General features: G+C 42.3%; 15 protein-coding genes. 5 read left to right on the top strand and 10 right to left on the bottom strand.

Annotated features, from left to right (window positions below):
- Nucleotides 1-17 precede the first annotated feature (17 nt).
- Nucleotides 18-119: a YjbQ family protein gene (locus JMY08_RS14195; RefSeq protein ID WP_413786686.1), complete on the top strand. Its 102-nt coding sequence runs from the start codon at nt 18-20 to the stop codon at nt 117-119.
- 115 nt (nt 120-234) lie between these two features.
- Nucleotides 235-864 (top strand): hypothetical protein, encoded by a 630-nt coding sequence (locus JMY08_RS06030; protein WP_201592227.1) that lies wholly within the window; start codon nt 235-237, stop codon nt 862-864.
- Between the two features lie 103 nt (nt 865-967).
- Here the strand turns inward: JMY08_RS06030 and JMY08_RS06025 are convergent, their stop codons facing one another.
- From JMY08_RS06025 to ffh, 6 genes are all read right to left on the bottom strand, one after another.
- Nucleotides 968-1,651: a DUF4112 domain-containing protein gene (locus JMY08_RS06025; RefSeq protein WP_201592226.1), complete on the bottom strand. Its 684-nt coding sequence runs from the start codon at nt 1,649-1,651 to the stop codon at nt 968-970.
- Complete coding sequence (ubiA, locus tag JMY08_RS06020; RefSeq protein WP_201592225.1) at nt 1,644-2,582, bottom strand: 4-hydroxybenzoate octaprenyltransferase; 939 nt, start codon at nt 2,580-2,582, stop codon at nt 1,644-1,646. Before ubiA ends, JMY08_RS06025 begins: the two co-directional genes overlap by 8 nt.
- A 99-nt stretch (nt 2,583-2,681) precedes the next feature.
- Complete coding sequence (locus JMY08_RS06015) at nt 2,682-3,590, bottom strand: class I SAM-dependent methyltransferase (RefSeq protein ID WP_201592224.1); 909 nt, start codon at nt 3,588-3,590, stop codon at nt 2,682-2,684.
- Between the two features lie 51 nt (nt 3,591-3,641).
- A complete protein-coding gene (locus tag JMY08_RS06010) occupies nt 3,642-4,484 on the bottom strand; it encodes an undecaprenyl-diphosphate phosphatase (protein WP_201592223.1) in 843 nt (280 codons plus the stop codon).
- 89 nt (nt 4,485-4,573) lie between these two features.
- Nucleotides 4,574-5,257, bottom strand: a complete 684-nt coding sequence (tsaB, locus tag JMY08_RS06005; protein WP_201592222.1) for a tRNA (adenosine(37)-N6)-threonylcarbamoyltransferase complex dimerization subunit type 1 TsaB — start codon at nt 5,255-5,257, stop codon at nt 4,574-4,576.
- A 189-nt stretch (nt 5,258-5,446) separates the two neighbouring features.
- Nucleotides 5,447-6,997 (bottom strand): signal recognition particle protein, encoded by a 1,551-nt coding sequence (gene ffh, locus JMY08_RS06000; protein ID WP_189585371.1) that lies wholly within the window; start codon nt 6,995-6,997, stop codon nt 5,447-5,449.
- Nucleotides 6,998-7,386: 389 nt separating this feature from the next.
- Here ffh and JMY08_RS05995 point away from each other — a divergent pair, with 389 nt between their 5' ends.
- A complete protein-coding gene (locus JMY08_RS05995; protein ID WP_010201396.1) occupies nt 7,387-8,178 on the top strand; it encodes an inner membrane protein YpjD in 792 nt (263 codons plus the stop codon).
- 118 nt (nt 8,179-8,296) lie between these two features.
- Here the strand turns inward: JMY08_RS05995 and purU are convergent, their stop codons facing one another.
- Both purU and JMY08_RS05985 read right to left on the bottom strand, forming a co-directional pair.
- On the bottom strand, nt 8,297-9,220 hold the full coding sequence (gene purU / locus JMY08_RS05990) for a formyltetrahydrofolate deformylase (protein ID WP_227679607.1): 924 nt from the start codon (nt 9,218-9,220) through the stop codon (nt 8,297-8,299).
- A gap of 197 nt (nt 9,221-9,417) precedes the next feature.
- Entirely contained in the window at nt 9,418-11,442 is a 2,025-nt protein-coding gene (locus tag JMY08_RS05985; RefSeq protein WP_201592220.1) for an Ig-like domain-containing protein, read from the bottom strand.
- Between the two features lie 485 nt (nt 11,443-11,927).
- Here JMY08_RS05985 and rpmB point away from each other — a divergent pair, with 485 nt between their 5' ends.
- Together rpmB and rpmG are read left to right on the top strand one after the other, a co-directional pair.
- A complete protein-coding gene (gene rpmB, locus JMY08_RS05980; RefSeq protein ID WP_010201401.1) occupies nt 11,928-12,164 on the top strand; it encodes a 50S ribosomal protein L28 in 237 nt (78 codons plus the stop codon).
- Nucleotides 12,165-12,298: 134 nt separating this feature from the next.
- On the top strand, nt 12,299-12,454 hold the full coding sequence (gene rpmG / locus JMY08_RS05975; RefSeq protein WP_010201403.1) for a 50S ribosomal protein L33: 156 nt from the start codon (nt 12,299-12,301) through the stop codon (nt 12,452-12,454).
- 166 nt (nt 12,455-12,620) lie between these two features.
- On the opposite strand, the gene JMY08_RS05970 is transcribed toward rpmG, so the two are convergent.
- Nucleotides 12,621-12,932: a hypothetical protein gene (locus tag JMY08_RS05970; RefSeq protein WP_010201404.1), complete on the bottom strand. Its 312-nt coding sequence runs from the start codon at nt 12,930-12,932 to the stop codon at nt 12,621-12,623.
- 193 nt (nt 12,933-13,125) lie between these two features.
- Nucleotides 13,126-13,437, bottom strand: coding sequence for a hypothetical protein (locus JMY08_RS05965; RefSeq protein WP_010201409.1), 312 nt, complete (start codon nt 13,435-13,437; stop codon nt 13,126-13,128).
- Between the last annotated feature and the right edge of the window lie 201 nt (nt 13,438-13,638).

Here is a 13,638-nt window from a genome sequence, read left to right as displayed (position 1 = left end):
TACCCGCTCATTAAAGCATTCTGTTTGGAGTCAGTTTGACTGTACCGCTGATAAATAGAGCGCTAAGACTAGGAACGTGGCAAGGCATTTATTTATGTGAGCATCGAGACTATCTTTAAAAATATAATGGCAATAGAAAAGTCATTATTACTGTGAATACTTAATAAATGGTAGATTGTTCCTTACCATTTACTGTGCTTAAATAAAGCTCTCTTTACGGATATTCCTCTCCTTATGAAAACCCATATATTTAATCCAACCAAACCTACCCTCTATTTTCAGGCTGTTTCTGCTATTTTTTTGAGTATCTCACTATTGACTGCCTGCCAAAAAGAGCCAGAACCTGAAGCAATCAATGACGCTACAGCTGCGGCTGAAACTTCAACGCAAACAACGCCAGTGACTACCAATATTAATGTTGATACGGCCGCTGATAATGGTGAGGATATCGCAAAGCCTGAAGTAAATTCAGAACAAGACGTGAGCTTAACTGAGCTAGAAAACGACCTTGGTGCAACTGAGCCTTCAGTAAATAATGCTGGCATAGCGCCCAGTCCTGAACAAGCCATTAAAGGCGCGCAAATCACTGATGTCCGTTATAAAAATGCGGCTGGCGAATCACTCTCTGTCGTTTTTGAGACCTCGGCAGCGGGCGTGCTCAACGCTATCGTCACCTTACCGAACAAACCAAAAATGACTTTAAGCGCGCCTGAAGGTCAAGGCAATAACCCAACTTATCGATCAAGCGACGGCAGTATTCAGCTGGTCAGCCATGCGGGTGGCGGCACTATTGATCTTATTCGAAATAATAAAGTCACTAGCTTCGATGCTGTCAGTGCTGAAGCAGAGGTCATCACTGAGTAAAATCTGAGACTGAATACTTATAAAAATTTGCCATCAAAAAGGCGGCGCACGTTAATATTAGATAGTAACGTGTGCCGCCTTTTTTGGTCTTGTTTACTTTCCTCTAGCCAAAACCAGTGGTCTTGCCAAACAGACTCACGAGCCAGCTAATCATTGCCCACAGTCCCCAGCCAATCACCACAATGACCATTACGCCGAGCATATCAGGGATATGTAAATACAACCAAGCAACAACTGGATTGCGCCAAAAAAAACCAAAGCGACTGCGCTGTTGCTTGTCTTCTAGTGATTGATGCAAAAACGGCCGATCCAGATGCATGGTTTCAGTGATGCCGTATTCGTCTTGTAGATGCTCATGCACGATACCTAAGGTTTTGCGACTGGGACGAATAAAGATATCGAGTAACGTCCCAATACCAGGCACGATGCCAACCACCATATCGATGAGTGCCAATCTGACAGCTGGCGTCATTTTGTGCGCAGGCACACCCAGTTGACGACCTAATATAAAGGCATAGCTGGTTAACGCCAATCCTGCCAAATCTCCTGCCAACGGAATGGTCGAAAGCGCCGCATCGGCACCCATTCCTTGCTTGGTAAAAGGCACACGTACGAGCGAATCCATCGTATTAGCAAACTTGGCCAATTTACGCTCGGTCGCGATAACTTGCTCACGTGTCAACCCATGCTCGGCCAGCTTTGCCTGATAATCGATGACAGGTGCATTAGTATTGGTATCAGATGATTTTTTCGTTTTTAATCTCGAAAATTTATTGAACTTATCCATTAAAAGTCGTCCATATACAAGCGATTGCTATGAGAGCAAAGACGTAACGTCCCACCCATATATTGGCTAAAAATGCCTGAAAGCAAGCCAAAGCATTGCGACTGGCACAAGCGCTGTTTTGTTTGGAAAACATCATCGCCACTAACGCGAGCCCAAATACTGGTGTTATGCCTAACGTTGTCGGTGCAAAATAATGCCACATGACCGCGCCCATGATCAATAAAAACAGCATTTGAAGTATTGAGATGATAATCACATCATAACGCCCAAATAATATGGCCGTTGATTTGACCCCAATCTGCAAATCATCCTCGCGGTCAGCCATAGCGTACTGAGTATCATAGGCCACTGTCCAGCACATATAGGCGATAAACAACAGCCAGCACCAAATATCAGGAGCACCTTGTACCGCCACGTAAGCCATTGGTATCGCCCAGCCAAAAGCCGCTGCCAAAAACACTTGTGGCAAATGGGTAAAACGCTTCATAAATGGGTAAATGAATGCCAGTATGATCGCACCAAGCGACCAATAGAACACTTCAACGGGCAGGAAAAATAGCAGACTGGTACTTAATAACACCAACACAAAAAAGGCAGCGATAGCCTCTTTACCTGATAGGCGACCATCAGCGAGCGGGCGTCCCTTGGTGCGGGTCACATGACCATCCACCTTACGATCGGCAAAATCATTAATCGCACAACCTGCTGCCCGCATAAAAATCGCACCGAGGGCAAAAAGCAAAAATATTTTAAGATTTGGCAGGCCTGCCGTCGCTCCGTTCTGCTGCGCCTGACCCATTGCCGCCAACAGTACACCCCATAGCGTCGGCCACAGTAACAGCTCAATACCCACAGGCTTATCAAAGCGCGTCAGCTGCATATAGGCATATAGCTTTTCTTTAAAACTCAAAGCGGAGTGAGTGTTAGTCATTGCAGTGTCATCTCTAAATATTCAGTATCTGAGCGTAATATCTCTACGCATGTCCATTAAGCTTATTAAATAAGTAGACTTGTCATCGTCAAAAACCCATCAAACAAAATAGCCATCAAAACGTACGGCTTCATTATGCCAGCTTTCACTTGCTGGCTGATGCGCAAGTTGTGGTGCAAGTTGTGGACGCTTAACAACCACACGGCCTTGTACTTGTGTGTTTCGCCCATTTTGACGGACGACTGCTTGCGCACTTTGTAGCAATTGCAGCTCTTCGTCTGCTGTGGGCGGGAGCGCTAATTGGTGTAGTGCTTGCATATGCTTGCCTACTTTAGCGCCTTTACCTGTCTTGCTATCTTGATAGCTATTCTCTGGAAACATAGGATCCAAATAAACCACATCGATCAGCTTACCATGGTCAGCTGCTGATACATTATTCAAGCTGTCAAAATAACTGAGCGCATCGGTATTGATAATCTGCAGACGGCTCATCAGCTTTTGCCAATTTGCTAGCCCACTCATACGCTGCTGTTCTACTAACAATAACAATGCCATCAAAGGCTGCTGCTCGAGCATAATGACCTGTGCACCCGTGCTGGCCAATATCAGGCTATCATGACCAAAACCAGCCGTCGCATCAATGACTATACTATCCGATGTGACTTTGGCCGCTTGCAATAATAGCTCAGACTTACGCCCTGCACTCACTACACGGCGTTGTAATTTATCCCATTCTGGCGCAACGCTCAATCCATCACTCAGCCATGAAAGCTTGTTTTTCTCATCTAACAAGAGAATAGATTGAGTTGATGTCTGGCTTAATTGCTGGCGACGTTTCTGATTGAGCTTATCAGTAAACAGCTCAACGTCTAAAATAATTGACAGTTGCTGTACCGCAATCAGCGCTTGTATGCGCTCGACTTGGGCTTGCTGAGACTCGCTAACGTAGAGAAGTTGGCAATGCATAAAGGTACTAGCTTCTTTAGACTCTTGGTGTAAAACGGTCATAACTGCTCCACCCTATTTACTGCTTCTAAGGCTAAAAAATATAGTGAAAATCTAGCCAGCCATTTGATAGCCAAAACCCCAAGCAGCGACCAAAACGATGACGCCAGTGATGATACGTAGCCATGCAAATATTTTGAAATCACGACGACTGACCCAAGCGACCAGCAGGCGAATACAAAGTAAAGCCACCACAAATGATACGATCGTACCTATGCCTAAAACCAACCAGTCTGCACTATTAGTCAACACATCGTGGTGCTTGAGCAAATCCAATAATGCCGCACCGATAATGACCGGAATACCTAAAAAGAAGGAAAACTCTGCGGAAGCCTTACGAGAGACACCCAACCATAGCGCGCCAATAATCGTCGCGCCTGAACGTGATGTCCCTGGTATCAATGCCAGACATTGCAGCAGACCAATCATCAATGCTGTTTTTAGACTAACGTCTTCTGCTTCTTGCGCAATAATCGCTTTAGGACGATTTTCTACATAGAATATCAGTAGGCCACCGATAATCAGCATAATCGCCACGACGATAGGATTAAATAAATAGGCTTTGATTTCGTCAGCGAAGGTAAAACCAACGATCATCACGGGAATAGTCGCAACAATTAAGCTCAATCCAAGCTGTCTTGGATTACTCATGCCTTCTGCTTTACCGGTCAGTAGACCCATGAGCGCTTGCCAGAGTCTGCCCCAGTAATCATAAATGACCGCTAAGATAGCACCAAGCTGCACCACTACCACAAACAAATCGACCTTTTCTTTGGTCCAAAAGCCCATCAAATCCGCTGATAAAATCAAGTAGCCAGTACTAGAGATGGGTAAAAATTCAGTGATACCTTCAACGATACCCATGATGACAGCTTGAATTAATAAAATGATATCCACGATGGCTTTCCTAGATACAGACCTATTGGTTAGTACAGTTTTTAGTGTGTTGTTATATTTTACATAGCGTTAAAAATAATAGGGATTGACTACGCTTTACCTTGCTCTTTAAGGGTTTTCCACGCTTGATTGCGAAGATACTTTGGTAGAGCTTGCGAGGCTTCTGTGCCACCTGTCGCCATAAACTGAGCAATACCAAGCTGCCCTATCACAGTAGCGTCAGGGTGGATATCTGCCTGAATTATCTGACCGTCATATAATGCTAATAGCGACGCACCATTACCAGCGATAGGAATATTAAGCACTGTCTGGCTGTCATAATCGAGCAGCTGCTCGGTATCTTCACCATTTTCTTGATTAACCGCCTGCATCAGATTATCTGTTGCAACATATTGCCCAAAATAAACTTGCTGCATACGCGCATCAAGGGCGCTATATACGTCGGTCACACCATATTTCTGATACGCTGCTTGCGCAATCGCTTGTAGGCTTGAGACACCCACACAAGGAATATCATGGGCGACAGACAACGCTTGTACCACTGCCGTATTAATCCGTATACCACTGAATGCACCAGGGCCACGGTTAAATATCAAGGCTTGCAAATCAGCAAGGTTCAGCTTAGCCTCTGACAAAGCGGCATCAATCATCGGCAGAATTTGTTGGGTTTGCTGGCGTTTACCCGTCTCCGTATGACTCGATAGCACTTGACCACTGGCATCTAAAATCGCGATCGAACACTGATCAAACACGGTATCCATTGCTAAAAACATCTTCACCTCAGCCTATTCGCTTAGCATTATAAAACAGCGCCTATCATAGCATTTAGGATAAGCAAATTTTATGACTTTCTGCGTTTTTCATACTTAATCCATCAGAATGTAGTAGACATAAAAAACCCCAAGGCTATTTTTGCCATGGGGCTGTCATTAAAACGGCTTATTGATCCGAGCAGATATTAATTAGAAACGCTTTTTAAAGTCCTTTGGTGCTTGATGTTGCATTTCTTGCATTTGCTTTTGCATCTCTTCAGTACTTGGCATGTTGTTTGGATCCAGACCCATCTGTTTGGCCATTTGTTGTGGGTTGACGTCTTTAGCGCCACCTTGTTGACCACCGCCACCAAATAAAGGACCGCCTCCGCCGCCACCAGCACCGCCGCCACCCATCAACCCTTGCATAGATTTCATCATTTTACTGATGCCTTCAGGCTTGGAGATCATTTTCATCATTTTTGCCATTTGCTTGTGCTGCTTGAGCAAACGATTGACGTCTTGAATCTCGCGGCCAGAACCAGCAGCGATACGGCGCTTACGGCTCGGATTAATCTTATCAGGGTTTTTACGCTCAAATGGTGTCATCGAATTAATCAACGCTTCCATTTCACGCACTTTCTCTTCTGGCTTGGCATCTTCAACCGCTTTTTGCATATCTGAGCCGCCCATACCTGGCATTTTATCTAAGAAACCTGCCATGCCGCCCATGCTTTTCATTTGTTGGAACTGAGTCAAAAGATCCTCAAGGTCGAAATCACCGCCCTTTTGCATCTTTTTCGCCATTTTTTCGGCTTTATCACGGTCGATTTTTTGCTCGACTTCTTCAACCAAACTCAGTACGTCACCCATACCAAGGATACGCTGAGCAATACGCTCAGGATGGAACAGCTCTAACGCGTCTAATTTTTCACCACGACCTAAGAACTTAATCGGCTTACCAGTAATGGCGCGTACAGAAAGCGCCGCACCGCCGCGAGCATCGCCGTCCGTCTTGGTTAAGATAACACCTGTCAATGGCAACGCATCGTTAAAGGCTTTGGCAGTATTGGCTGCATCTTGACCTGTCATCGCATCGACGACGAATAAGGTCTCAGATGGATTGACCGCTGCCGTTAACGCCTTAATCTCATCCATCATATTGTCGTCAATATGCAGACGACCAGCGGTATCAATAATTAGAATATCTTGATACTGAATCTTGGCTTCTTCGATAGCGCGTAGTGCGATATCAATGGGGTTTTCATCGGTACTTGAATTCACAAACTTAGCATTCACTTGACCAGCCACTTGCTCAAGCTGGGCAATGGCTGCCGGACGGTAGACGTCAGCAGAGACTAGCATCACCTTTTTCTTATGACGCTCTTGTAAAAATTTGGCCAATTTACCAGCGGTTGTGGTTTTACCTGCACCTTGCAAACCGGCTAGTAGATAAACCACTGGTGGCTTACCTGTCATTTCAAGCTGCTGATTGGCGCTGCCCATCATTTCCGTCAGCTCATCGTGGACGATTTTGACAAAGGCTTGCCCCGGTGCCAACTCTTTGAGCACTTCTGCGCCAAGCGCTTGCTCTTTGACGCGCTTTACAAAGTCACGGGTGACTGGTAGCGCCACGTCGGCTTCTAGCAGCGCCATGCGCACTTCACGCAGCGTGTCTTTGATATTGTCTTCAGTCAGTTGCCCAGTCCCTACGATATTGCGCAGGCTCGACGATAAGCGTTCTGTTAAGGTATCAAACATAAATAACTCTCAGTTAAAATAATTCGCAATTGAAATAATTGTTAGGTAAACCATGCCAATGGCTTATAAATAATATTAGGGTGTGTTTTTACGTTAATGGTCGCAATTCAAGCAAATAAAACAGTATATTATCAATACTATAGCATTAAGATGATTAAAAGCTTATAGACGTTTTGCAAAATAGTTGCTGGGTAAACTCATCAGTTACCGATACAAGATCTTATTTATCATGCCATCGCTCAGCATTTATGAGGAATAAATAAGATGACACTCAATTGGCTGCCATTTTATGATAAATTGGATGATTATTCTAATCATTCTGACACGATCACTTTAGCATTATATTGAGCGGCTATTTTACGCTCATAAAGAGATGAGGCTTTTTACCTGTGCACCTTGCATTCTTACTTGCTAGTATGGCTTATATCATCGTCAGCTTCCACATCGGCTGGGCGCTTATTCAGGATAAACCTATCCATAAAAGCATCAGTTTGGGCTTGCTATTGGTCGGCATGCTCGCACACGCGACGCTACTCTATCCGTACGTCGTCACCTTATACGGGCTAAATTTTAATTTATTTAATGTGTTTAGCCTGACCAGTCTGTTTTTCTTATTCTTTTATGTGCTGTTCTGTCTTTATCGCCCCATTCTTAGCCTCGGAATTTTGGCAGCACCGACTGCCCTGATAGGCATGACGATCGGCTATATCGGCCGCGCTCCTTATCAACCGCTCACGGATATTAGCGTTGGTCTTGAGGCGCATATCTTATTATCACTGGCCGCCTATTGTGTGCTGCTGATGGCAGCGCTGCAAGCGCTATTTTTGCGGCTACAAATCCGTGAACTTAAGCATCAAACTATCCATCGCTTTTGGGTCAATAAATTGCCATCACTGCAAAGTATGGAGAGTCTATTGTTCGATATGCTTTTGGTAGGATTCGTCCTACTAAGTATTGCTCTGGGCATCGGATTTATTTATGTAGAAGACTTGATGGCACAGCATATTGTGCATAAGACCGTGTTTAGCCTGCTGTCTTGGTTATTATTTGGCGCGCTACTATTCGGTAATTGGCGCGCTGGCTGGCGTGGTAAACGTGCGGCTAACATCACCATTTATGCCTTTATCCTGCTGGCTATTGGCTTTGTCGGCAGCAAATTTGTGTTAGAGATGCTTTTATAAACTTAGCTTTAAAACCGTAATGTGATTACAAGCGGAGCTGCCAATAGTATTATTTAATACTACTGGCGGCTTTTTATTAACTCTATTTTTAATGCTTTCTTTTAACTTTAAAACCGCTCTAATTAAAAACCACTGTCTTGTTACCAGTCACAATGACGCGATTTTGCACATGCCAGTTGACGGCACGTGCCAACACATTGCGCTCGATATCACGACCAATAGCCCGCAACTCTATCACACCTTGACGATGCGTCACACGGTGCACATCTTGCTCAATGATAGGCCCTTGATCCAATTCTGCAGTGACATAATGCGCAGTCGCACCGATAAGCTTGACGCCTTTATCATAAGCTTGACGATACGGGTCGGCACCGACGAAGGCTGGCAAGAACGAATGATGGATATTGATAATTTGCATCGGCCAACGCTTCACAAAATCAGACGACAATATCTGCATATAGCGCGCCAATACTAGCAAATCATTGCCTGCCATTAGCTCATGAATCTGCTCTTCTGCCTCTGTCTTATTGTCCTTGGTCACTGGCACATAGTGAAAGGGTATACCAAAGTTTTCTACCGCTTGGCGTAAATCTTCATGGTTGCTAACGACAGAGGTTATCTCGCAATCGAGCAATCCACGCTGATGGCGCCATAATAAATCCAGTAAAGCATGATCAAACTTGGAGACCAAAATACCGACTTTGGTTTGAATGGCATTATCGTGTAAGCGCCAAGTCATATTATGACGCTTGGCAACCGTATGCCCAAAGCTGGCTTCAAAATTATCAATGATGTCGCTTAACCCTGATAGCGCAAACTCTAAGCGCATAAAATACTGTCCGCCTTCATGAGCGGTTGAATACTGATCGAGAGTGATAATGTTGCCACCATAGCGATGGATAAACTCGGATACCGCTTGCACGATACCGGCTTGATCTTTACATTTAATCAAAAGAGTAGCGGTATCAATGGCAGGGTTAACAGAGGTATTGTTAGAAGATGAAGCTGTTATTGTGGTATCTGATGTCTTATTACTTAACATAGTGCGCCCAATCTAAAAAATTAATCAAAACTTACTACTGGTTTTAGAATCTATTCGTAGTATAAGAAAACCGCTATTTTAGTCGCTTTTACGATATTTTGCTGACTGAGTTGGTTGTTTTTAGTTATTAAGATTCATAACGTAAAAACCCCCAACGCGAGGTTAGGGGTTTGAAATATAATTAGTTATATTTAGGACTATCTAGAACTAGAGCAATTCTGATCAGTACCAAAAGGACTATTGGTATTTGGACGTAAAGGTATACTAATATCAATATCATCTACCAGAGCTGGAAAATCTATTACTCTAGATTGCTGTGATTCACTGCCATCCACTCGTGTATTTACAGTAACATTAGCTCTATACCAGTTCGCATATTGTTTTGGATAACGTATCGAAAAATCGACTCTTCCAGTATTATCTGTAATAAAGGTAAAGTTTTTACCATCACCAATCTCTTGACCATTTTCGGTAAGGATGGCTGCTACGTTAATAGGATCTAACTGCCCATTTTTATTAAAATCTTCACCTAAATCTAAAATACCATTATTATTTTGATCTTCATTTTCACAGATAACGCTATTTTGACTCCAAGAATTAGTTCCAGAGATACTTTCAAAAATACTGAAAAAACCTTTCAAATAGCTATCAGGATTTAGATTAATAGATACTTGTTGATTTATAGTAGGCTTTCCTGCACTGTTCAGAACACTTACTGAACCTTTTCTAAAGTAATATATTTCATTATCATCAGAAGATACTTTATCTGCAAAAGCAAAGCTGATATAAGTTGATTTTGTTTGAACCGTTATCTCTGAAGTTTTTTGGATTGGGTTAACTGCTTTTTCTTGACCATTCGGTAATTTAACTGACCGTACTTGAGCCTTGATATTTACGCCATTTGTACTGGTAGGATTCTCGCCAGCATTATAAATTACCGTAGCTAAACCACTATCGTCAGTATAAGCAACGCCTTGACCCAAGCTACCACCAGATGAATCTTTGATTGTAGTAAACTGGACGATAGCATTTTTCACGGGTGCATCGTCTTCATCCAAAACTCGAGCTATTACTTTGGTGGAACCACCAACACTCACAATAGAACTCTCAGTTTGCAAGAGCAATTTGCTTGGATTAATAGAAACAAAACTCAAAACTGTTTCTCTAGATTCACTACCATACTCCGCTCTTAGAACTGCGTTACCAGGCACACTTGAATCAATATAGAAATCCACTTTACCATTAGCAACAGTAAATCCGCGACGTGAGCTACCTTGACTATCACTTTCAGTAGCTAAAATCTCACCCTTATTAGTTGATATATATACAACATCTCCATTCTTAGCATTTGGAGCGCTTAATGTAATTTTCTGTTTAGCATCAACTTCAATGTCAGATGTTTCTGAAAAACTTATACTCGAACTACCTGCGGATACTACAGTTAATATGTCTGGAATACGTTGTTTAATTTTTGTTCCATCAATCTCAATACTAAAAAGGTAGTTGTTATTTGCGGCCTCTAGATTAGCCGCGTTTAAATCAAAAATGAAATTACCATTACCATCTAAACTACCTTTACCCGCTTCTTTGTCATTGCTATATAAAGTCACATTTGCATTAGCGATAGGCTGCGCTGAACCATCCAAGATCTGACCTGATACCCTAAAGTTCTCTCCTGAACTTACCGTATTTTTTGAAGAAATAACGTTACTTGCGCTAGTACCTGAAACTAAAATTGGAAGTGTTTGTTTAACGATACCATTTCTTGTATCAAGCATTACAGTTAACACACTCTCATGATCTAACTGAGAGTCAATGCCAGATGTACCTTGTATTAAATCTATCGTAATTAGACCTTGCTCATCTGTTGTTTGATTAGAAGTACCATTCAAAGACAAGCCATATAGCGCAGCATCAGCAATATTTATATTGACAGGACTATTACTGACAATACCGCCATTATTATCTGTGACCCTGATATTAAGAGTCGTCTTATCATCTCCTGTTAATAATTGAGTTTTCTCAGAAGATATATATATTCCGCTAGCGTCAGTAATAGAGCCATCTTCTCCACCACCCGTCCCAGGCTGCGTCACACCCAAATCAGGTTCTGGTGCGACCGTATCAGTACCACCGCCGCCACAGCCTGCTAGAGTTAAAGCCAATGTTAGCGCTGTAAATTGAAATAGTTTAGAGCTAAGTGGTAATGAGCTATATGACATGTTTTGAACTCCGCATGAGCAGTAATTTTTTCGAGCAAATAAGTAAAATAACATTACACAGAATCATAATAGATTGGCAATGATACATAGATTTACATTAAAGCCAGTTGTATTAACAGATTGTATTAATTTTATAACAGCAACTTTACTGACTTTTGTTATAACTTACAACTAAAAATTAACCTTTACCGTTAAATAATCAATCACATAGTTCGCTCAATTCAGGTATAATAGCTCGCGTTGAAGCAGACAATTATCATAAAAATATTTGAGTATTCATTACTTTTATGGTATAAATGTCGGCTTTAAAATTTTCTGAATTGGTTAGCCTGTTATTTGCCTTTAGATGACAGTCATATCAGCTCAACCTTCATATAGTTTTGTTTGGTGCAAAGCTGCCGCTTGCTGTGTCCATGCCGCAAATACGTGCAACTTGCCCAGACTGGTATGAGAAAAACTCATACCTCATAGATTAGGAGTTCGCCATGTCTAGAGTTTGCCAAGTGACTGGAAAGCGCCCTATGGTGGGTAATAATGTTTCGCACGCAAACAACAAAACCCGTCGTCGCTTTCTACCAAACCTTCATAACCATCGTTTTTGGGTAGAGTCTGAAAATCGTTTTGTACGTCTACGTGTGTCTACCAAAGGTATGCGCACCATTGACAAACTTGGTATCGATAAAGTGTTAGCAGATATGCGCGCACAAGGTCAAAAAGTATAAGTGACGACTGGTAGCTTAAGGACATCGATTATCTTTGTTACTTAAGCTGCTATTCTGCTATATTTATTGTAGCCACTTAATTCTTTAGATCCGTACCTATCGTTTGAAGACCCCTCATTTACAGGAAAGCTATCATGAGAGATAAAATTAAGTTAGTATCAACCGCTGGTACTGGGTATTACTACACCACTACCAAAAACAAGCGCACTATGCCTGGCAAAATGGAAATCAAAAAGTTTGATCCAAAAGTACGCCAGCATGTGATCTTTAAAGAAGCTAAAATCAAATAATTGCTGTTATTTGAACAAAAAAAGGGTATATCAATTGATATACCCTTTTTTATTGCTGACGTTTTGACTATTTGTGCTTAACTTACCTTACTAACTTGCTCGCTATTATTAATAGCCATGCAGAAACAGCCATGCAGAAACAGCCATGCAGAAACAGCCATGCAGATTAACTGTAGTGTGTTGGCTCTTTATCATAGACATGCGCATGCCATTGGCTCATCTGCTTTTGCATAATGACCTGAATCGCTGCATGAATCATGTGCTGACCGATCGCTTGCGTATCACTACCAAGCAACTCTTTTAGTTTTTCAGAAAAATCAATGGTCATCAGCGGCGCTTCATCTTGTTCAGCGTCACGCAATAACAATCGACCATCATCCGCCTCTACTAGCTCGAGTGTGGTCTCTTTGGCAAATCCTGCAAATTGATCGGTACTTTCGTTGTCTACTTCTATTTCATTATCAATGTCGTATGGCATTCACGTTATCCTTATTATCCCGTTTATCGCTGCAAAGAAACCCTAATAATTCATTTAATAAAGCTAGCATTTGACAGTAACGCGGGTAAAACTATCTTACTCATACAATGGACGCTTTGACCTTAGAATTCAAGGGTTGTCACGCAAGTCTTACATATCAATGCAACTTTCGCCTGCTGACACTGCAAACCAGTTAACGCCAATAGCGTAGTTTTGCGATGGTAAATAAGAAGGCCACAAACATGCCAAGGTAATACATGAGCTTTAACTCTAGCGTTGGATCTCGATATTTGAACGGTAAGGCAACGGTGGCGGTGGCAGTCGGAAATATCAACAGCATAAGCAGCCAGTTTTCGATGACATTTAGCCAGCCTTGAAAATCTGTACCATGACGCAGTGATGCCAGCCCTAACAGCAGACACGCGATAATTAAGCTGGTAAATAAGCCATTTGGTAAGTCTTTTGGATAAATAATGTTAGCAATCTTGGTCGGTATGATTCGCATGTAAAATTCCAGTCATGCTTATAGAGCATGACTTAATGATGAAAAAGTGTGTAAAAACTGCTTATAAAAAATATTGCCATATTAGGGTCTGTTGAACATTCAAATGTGGAACTGGCAGTGGCTGTTTTTTAGACAATACGCAGTGAAATTTTTGACGCCTAGTCATTCTAGGTTAGACAATTTCGCCATGTATTGGCAAAA

Source organism: Psychrobacter sp. Pi2-51 (assembly GCF_904846665.1).
Taxonomy (GTDB): domain Bacteria; phylum Pseudomonadota; class Gammaproteobacteria; order Pseudomonadales; family Moraxellaceae; genus Psychrobacter; species Psychrobacter glaciei.
This window is presented reverse-complemented; position numbering and strand designations above follow the sequence as displayed.

What these genes read in the sequence shown, in the direction of transcription:
- JMY08_RS06030 (WP_201592227.1), top strand. Translation starts at nt 235, where the DNA reads ATGAAAACCCATATATTTAATCCAACCAAACCTACCCTCTATTTTCAG.
- rpmB (WP_010201401.1), top strand. Translation starts at nt 11,928, where the DNA reads ATGTCTAGAGTTTGCCAAGTGACTGGAAAGCGCCCTATGGTGGGTAAT.
- ffh (WP_189585371.1), bottom strand. Translation starts at nt 6,997, where the DNA reads ATGTTTGATACCTTAACAGAACGCTTATCGTCGAGCCTGCGCAATATC.
- JMY08_RS05965 (WP_010201409.1), bottom strand. Translation starts at nt 13,437, where the DNA reads ATGCGAATCATACCGACCAAGATTGCTAACATTATTTATCCAAAAGAC.
- JMY08_RS06015 (WP_201592224.1), bottom strand. Translation starts at nt 3,590, where the DNA reads ATGACCGTTTTACACCAAGAGTCTAAAGAAGCTAGTACCTTTATGCAT.
- JMY08_RS05970 (WP_010201404.1), bottom strand. Translation starts at nt 12,932, where the DNA reads ATGCCATACGACATTGATAATGAAATAGAAGTAGACAACGAAAGTACC.
- rpmG (WP_010201403.1), top strand. Translation starts at nt 12,299, where the DNA reads ATGAGAGATAAAATTAAGTTAGTATCAACCGCTGGTACTGGGTATTAC.
- ubiA (WP_201592225.1), bottom strand. Translation starts at nt 2,582, where the DNA reads ATGACTAACACTCACTCCGCTTTGAGTTTTAAAGAAAAGCTATATGCC.
- JMY08_RS06025 (WP_201592226.1), bottom strand. Translation starts at nt 1,651, where the DNA reads ATGGATAAGTTCAATAAATTTTCGAGATTAAAAACGAAAAAATCATCT.
- purU (WP_227679607.1), bottom strand. Translation starts at nt 9,220, where the DNA reads ATGTTAAGTAATAAGACATCAGATACCACAATAACAGCTTCATCTTCT.
- JMY08_RS05985 (WP_201592220.1), bottom strand. Translation starts at nt 11,442, where the DNA reads ATGTCATATAGCTCATTACCACTTAGCTCTAAACTATTTCAATTTACA.
- tsaB (WP_201592222.1), bottom strand. Translation starts at nt 5,257, where the DNA reads ATGTTTTTAGCAATGGATACCGTGTTTGATCAGTGTTCGATCGCGATT.